Source organism: Bradyrhizobium sp. SRS-191, assembly GCF_024586915.1.
Lineage (GTDB): Bacteria > Pseudomonadota > Alphaproteobacteria > Rhizobiales > Xanthobacteraceae > Bradyrhizobium.
Genome location: NZ_JANBVS010000009.1, coordinates 313,324 through 319,349, shown reverse-complemented (window position 1 = coordinate 319,349; position 6,026 = coordinate 313,324). Strand labels below are relative to the sequence as shown.

Below are 6,026 nucleotides of genomic sequence, written 5' to 3'. Positions count from 1 at the left end.
CCCTCGGTCGACAAGAAGGGCCCGCTCGACTCGTTCACGGTCAACGGCGCCGACTTCTTCTACACCGTGCCCAACCACCATGTGCGCGCGATCAAGAACGAGCTCGCGCACAATGCGACGCCGTCCGGGCAGCTCCGCTCGGTGGCGCCGGGTTGGACGTTCTGGGCGGTGGAGAGCATGATCGACGAGATCGCGGCCGCCTCCGGCCAGGACCCGGCGCAGTTCCGCATCGCGTTGCTCGACGGCAAGGGCAAGAACGACGGCGGGGCGCAGCGGCTGCGCAACACGCTGCTCGCGGCGATGGGCCTGTCCGGCTACGGCGCGAAGAAGCTGCCGAAGGGCGAGGGCATGGGGGTGGCCTGCGTGTCGTCGCAGGAGCGCGCCACCGCGAGCTGGACGGCCTGCGTCGCCCATGTCGCGGTCGCCGACAACGGCGCGGTCACGGTGAAGAAGCTCACCGTGGCGACCGACGTCGGCACCCAGGTGCATCCCGACAATATCCGCGCCCAGGTCGAGGGCGCGGCGCTGTGGGGCCTGTCGCTGGCGATGTACGAGAAGGCGACGTTGAAGGACGGCGGCATCGAGCAGACCAACTTCGACAGCTACACGCCGCTGCGCATGAGCCAGGTGCCCGAGGTTGCGATCTCCGTCATCGCCAATGGCGAGAAGGCGACCGGCGTCGGCGAGCCCGCGGTGACCGTGGTCGCGCCGGCGCTCGGCAACGCCATCTACAATGCCTGCGGCGCAAGGCTGCGCTCGCTGCCGATTACCGCCGAGGCGGTGAAGGCGGCGATGAAGGCCTGACGCTCGCAACGACGCACGACATCGAGAACCGCCGGAGAACGTCTCCGGCGGTTTTCGTTTGCCTCCCGCAAGGGTCCCGCAATTTGAACGGTCATCTTAACCTCCCGCTTACCCGAAAGCAGACAGCTTGAATGATCGGATTAAGCCGCGTCGAACCCGTATCCCCGTAACGTGCGTGTGCAGCAAACCGCAGGGGCGAGCACGTATGAGCGCGACAGCCAAGCAGACCGTGACCCAGACAGCGACCAGGCGCCATCTCCTGCTCGCGTCCGATCGCGGTGATCAGAGCAGCGAGCTGGCGCGCATCCTGCGCTCGGTCGGCGATGTCGACCTGATGCCGACCACCGAAATTCCTGAGAACCCAGGCAACCGCTTTTCCGGCGTGATCGTCGACATCAACCTGCGTTCGCCCGAAAGCGTGCAGCGGGTCCGCAAGAAGCTGTCCGCGCGGGCCTATAGCGAGGTGCCGCGCCTGTTCGTTCTCGCCGAGGCGCTGCATCACGCCACCATGCAGGCCTGGGCGCTCGGCGCCACCGACACGATCGCGCGTCCGTTCAGCCCGGCGGACGTGCTGCAGCGGGTCCGCTCGGCTCTGCCGGCTGACGACGGCTATGACGAGAGCGATCGCGGCAAGCTGCTCAATCGCGGCGTCGAGGCCGCGCATGCTGTCATGGTCAAGATCTTCGAGAAGCTGCCCGCCGGCGTCGCGCTGACGATGGAGGACATCGTCGCCGCCGAGAACAAGATCCTGAAGGCGATCAAGCACTCCTCGCTGCGGGAATGGATGACCGTGGTCGGCTGCCACCACAATGACACCTACCGCCACTGCCTGTTCGTGACAGGCTTTGCCGTCGGCTTCTCGATGCATCTCGGCATGCGCGACGACGATCAGCGCCGATTGGTGCGCGCGTCGCTGCTGCACGATGTCGGCAAGGCCTTCATCCCCGTGGCGATCCTCGACAAGCAGGGCAAGCTGACGGCCGAGGAGATCGCGATCCTGCGCCAGCATCCGCGCCGCGGCTACGAGGCGCTGTGGCGGCAGGGCGGTTTCCCGCCGGAAATGCTCGACGTGATCCTGCATCACCACGAGTTCCTCGACGGTTCGGGCTATCCCGATGCGCTGCATAACGAGCAGATCAGCGACATCGTCCGTCTCACCACGATCGTCGACATCTATGCCGCGCTGATCGAGCGCCGCGCCTATCGCCCGGCGTTCACGCATTCCCGCGCGTTCCAGATCATGGAGAACATGGGTCCGAAGCTCGACCAGCAGCTGCTGCAGGCGTTCCGCCCGGTGGCGATGGGCGCGCATTAGCCAAAGGCGCGCCCCGGCCGCATCAATCGAGCAGCTTGCGCAACTCGGCCTTGGCGACCTTCTCCAAGGTCGAGCGTGGCATCTCGTCGACCAATCGCACCTCGCGCGGCACCTTGAAATCGGCGAGGCCTGCGCGGCAGGCGGCGAGCACCCGCTCCGGCAGGTCGTCGCGCTTGGCGCCGTTGTGCGGGATCACGAAGGCGACCGGCACCTCGTCGAGCATCGGATGCTTCTTGGCGACGACGGCGGTCTCGCGCACGCCGGGCACGGTGACGATCACCTGCTCGATCTCGGAGGCCGCGACGTTCTCGCCGCCGACTTTCAGCATGTCCTTGGTGCGATCGCCGAACTTGATGAAGCCGTTCGGCAGGCGCGTGACGCGATCGCCGGTGAGGAAGAAGCCGTCGGCATCGAAACTCGCCCGCGTCGCCTCCTCGTTGTAGAGATATTCGGCGAACAGCGACAGGCCGGGCACGCCCTTGATGGCGAGATTGCCGGTGGCGCCGACCTCGGTCGGCCGCCCGTCATCATCGGCGATGCGGATGGCGTATTCCGTCGCGGCGCGGCCGATCGACATCGGCGTGTTCGGCTGATCGACCTCGCCGATGATGCCGTGGGTGATGGTCTCCGTCATGCCCCACCAGCCGATGATCTTGATGCCGAATTTGGCAAAGATGGTCGGATCGGACACCGAGGTGCCCCACAGCCGGAACCTGTGATCCCTGGGCACCTCCTGATCGAGCAGCGCCTTCAGGCAGAACGGGATGGTCGAGGTCCAGGTGCAGCCATGCTCCAGCGCCACGTTCCAGAACCGGCTCGCTGAGAAGCGCGGCTGGATCACGCAAGTGGCGCCGACCCACAGCGTGGCCAGCATCGAATAGGCCAGCGCATTGGTGTGGAACAGCGGCAGATAGGTCTGGTGCACGTCGCCCTGGTGCAGGTCCTCATGCACGGCATTGACCTTGGCGCCCCACAACGCATTGGCGTGCGTCCACAGCACCGCCTTCGGTCGCGACGTCGTTCCTGACGTGTACTGCACGCTGCACGGCGCCAGCGGATCGGTGGCGCGAAGCGGCCGGTCGGCGCTGTCGGCAAACAGCGTCTCGAAGCGATCGCCCACGCCGACGGCTGTCGTTTCCGGCTGGCCCGGATCGTGCGAGATCACCGCCAGCCAGCGGATGCCGCGGCAATGCGCCGAGATCATCTCGGCATAGGCGGGCTGGGTGATCGCGGCAACCGCGCGGCAATGATCGGCGAAGTAGTTCATCTCGGCGGCGGCCGAGCGCGTGTTGGTGGTGACGGCGAGCGCGCCGAGCTCGACACAGGCGAACCACGCCAGCATCGCCTCGATGCAATTGTCGAGATGGATCAGGACCGCATCGCCCGGCTTGATGCCGCGCTTGACGAGACCGGCCGCGAGCGCGCCGACGCGATCGTGAAACTCGCCATAGCTCCAGCGCCGCGCCGGCGCGTCGAACGGGGCCCAGATCAGGAACGGATGATCGCGCCGGACCTCGCTGCGCAGCTTCAGCAGCCAGGGCACGTCCATGCCGTCGAACGGCGTCACCGTGCCGGGCGCGATCGTCAGTCCGTTCATCTTGGCTCCCACTGCTTGTTGTCCGCGGCCCGTCCCGGCCGCTTGGTTTCGGTCTTGTCCGATCGTTCTGCCATCCCCTGCCGCCGCGAGCAAATCAGGATTGAACCGGTTTTCTTTTGGCGGCGACCAATGGCGCGGCAAAACACGCCCGGAGGTTCGCATGCAGGCCCTGGCACGACCATGGCGGCTGCCCGATGCCCGCCATTTCCAGATCGCGGCATTGGCCACGCTGCTGTCGATCAATTTCGCCGTGATCGATTTCGGCGCGCGGCCCGAAGCGAGCATCATCGCGGTCACGACCGCCTTGGTCATGCAAGTCATCTGTTGCCGCCTCACCGCAGCGCCACTCGATTTCAAGTCGCCGTTCATCACCGGCCTGTCGCTCAGCCTGCTGTTGCGGGCCGATGCGCTGTGGCTCTACGCAGCGGCGGCGGTCATCGCGATTGGATCGAAATTCGTGCTGCGCATCGACGGCAAGCACATCTTCAATCCCGCCGGCCTTGCGATCGTGGTGCTGCTGATCACGTCCCGCGGCGTGTGGATCTCGCCCGGCCAGTGGGGAACGGAAATCTGGTTCGCGAGCCTCGCCGGCTGCTTCGCGATCCTCGTGCTCAGCGCCTCGCGGCGGGCCGATATCGCCGTCTATTTCTTTGCCAGCCACGCCGCATTGTTGCTGTTGCGGGCAGCGTGGCTCGGCGATCCCCTCGCGATTCCGCTGCATCAGCTGCAGAGCGGCTCGCTGCTGATCTTCACCTTCTTCATGATCTCCGATCCGCGCACGACGCCGGACTCGCGCGCCGGCCGGCTGCTGTTCGCGATATCAGTTGCGGTGACCGCGCATTACCTGACCTTCGTGATGCAGATGCGCCCGGCGCTCTATGTCGCGTTGATCGCGCTGTCGCCGCTTACGCTGGTGCTCGACCGGCTGATTCCGGCTGTCCGCTTTTCCTGGCACTCGTCCGTTCCCAAAGGAGTATCGACATGACCTCTCGCCTCAGCAAGATGGCCCGCGCCTCCGTTGCGACTGCTGCGATCCTGTCCCAGGCGGCGATCGTGCCGGCCCAGGCCTTCTGCGGCTTCTATGTGGCGCAGGCCGATTCCAAGCTTTTCAACCAGTCCTCGAAGGTCGTGCTGGCGCGTGACGGCCAGCAGACGTCGATCACCATGGCCAGCGACTTCGAAGGCGACGTCAAGGAGTTTGCCGTCGTAGTTCCCGTCCCGACCTTCATCGAGCGCAAACAGATCGGCGTCGTCGAGCCGAACACGATCGATCACCTCGACAAATACACCGCGCCGCGGCTGGTGGAATATCATGACGAGGACCCGTGCAATCCGATCCAGTATCGCTCGCGTGGCGGGATTCCGATGCCGGCCGCCGTCGGCGTCATGCAGGAGCGCGACAAGATTCGATACGGCGTGACCGTCGAGGCCAGCTACGATGTCGCCGAATACGACGTGCTGATTCTCTCGGCGCAGGAGAGCGACGGCCTGACACGCTGGTTGACCGACAACAACTATCGCATCCCGCAAGGGGCGGAAGCCGTGCTCGGCAGCTACATCAAGCAGAGCATGCGCTTCTTCGTCGCGAAGGTGAATGTCGAGCGGATGAAGGGGCTCGGCAACGGGCAGCTCCGGCCGCTGCAGGTGCGCTATCAGAGCGCCAAGTTCATGGTGCCGCTGCGGCTGGGCACCGTCAACGCGAAGGGGCCGCAGGATCTGATCATCTATGCGCTGACCAGGAGCGGCCGCATCGAGGCGGCCAACTATCGCACCGTGAAGATTCCCTCCGATGTCGACGTTCCCTTGTACATCAAGAACGAGTTCGGCCCGTTCTACAAGGCGCTGTTCGAGCGCGCGGTGGCGCGGGAGAACATGCAGGCGGTGTTCGTCGAATACGCCTGGGATATGGGATGGTGTGATCCCTGCGCCGCCGATCCGTTGAGCAACAAGGAATTGGCGGAGCTCGGCGCGCGCTGGATCGGCAGCGACGACGCCACGGCTTTCCGCGCGACCCGCTGGGGCGGCGGCTCCGACGCCTACGTGACCCGGCTGCATGTGCGCTATGATGCGAAGTCATTCCCCGAGGACATCGTCTTCACCGAAACCAAGGACCGCAGCAACTTCCAGGGCCGCTACGTCCAGCACCATCCCTGGCGCGGCGAGGCGAAATGCGACGCCGTGAAGTCTTATCAGGAGAGCCTGTCGGCCCGGTTCACCAAGGAAGCGATCGATGTCGCCGCATTGACCGGCTGGCCGCGCAGCGAGATCGTCGCCAAGATGGCGCAGAGCGGCGAGACCGCCACGAAGTGA

The 6,026-nt window shown here is 65.6% G+C and carries 5 protein-coding genes; 4 read left to right on the top strand and 1 reads right to left on the bottom strand.

The features are described from left to right. Both NLR35_RS18860 and NLR35_RS18855 read left to right on the top strand, forming a co-directional pair. Positions 1 to 804: molybdopterin cofactor-binding domain-containing protein (locus NLR35_RS18860; protein ID WP_257168016.1), on the top strand; the 804-nt coding region annotated here is incomplete at its 5' end. A 205-nt stretch (positions 805 to 1,009) separates the two neighbouring features. Continuing rightward, positions 1,010 to 2,119 (top strand): HD-GYP domain-containing protein, encoded by a 1,110-nt coding sequence (locus tag NLR35_RS18855; RefSeq protein WP_257168015.1) that lies wholly within the window; start codon positions 1,010 to 1,012, stop codon positions 2,117 to 2,119. A gap of 22 nt (positions 2,120 to 2,141) precedes the next feature. On the opposite strand, the gene NLR35_RS18850 is transcribed toward NLR35_RS18855, so the two are convergent. After that, a complete protein-coding gene (locus NLR35_RS18850) occupies positions 2,142 to 3,716 on the bottom strand; it encodes an AMP-binding protein (protein WP_257168014.1) in 1,575 nt (524 codons plus the stop codon). Between the two features lie 160 nt (positions 3,717 to 3,876). On the opposite strand from NLR35_RS18850, the gene NLR35_RS18845 reads away from it, so the two are divergent. Both NLR35_RS18845 and NLR35_RS18840 read left to right on the top strand, forming a co-directional pair. Then, a complete protein-coding gene (locus NLR35_RS18845) occupies positions 3,877 to 4,701 on the top strand; it encodes an RnfABCDGE type electron transport complex subunit D (RefSeq protein WP_257168013.1) in 825 nt (274 codons plus the stop codon). After that, on the top strand, positions 4,698 to 6,026 hold the full coding sequence (locus NLR35_RS18840) for a DUF2330 domain-containing protein (protein ID WP_257168012.1): 1,329 nt from the start codon (positions 4,698 to 4,700) through the stop codon (positions 6,024 to 6,026). The genes NLR35_RS18845 and NLR35_RS18840 overlap by 4 nt, the downstream gene beginning before the upstream one ends.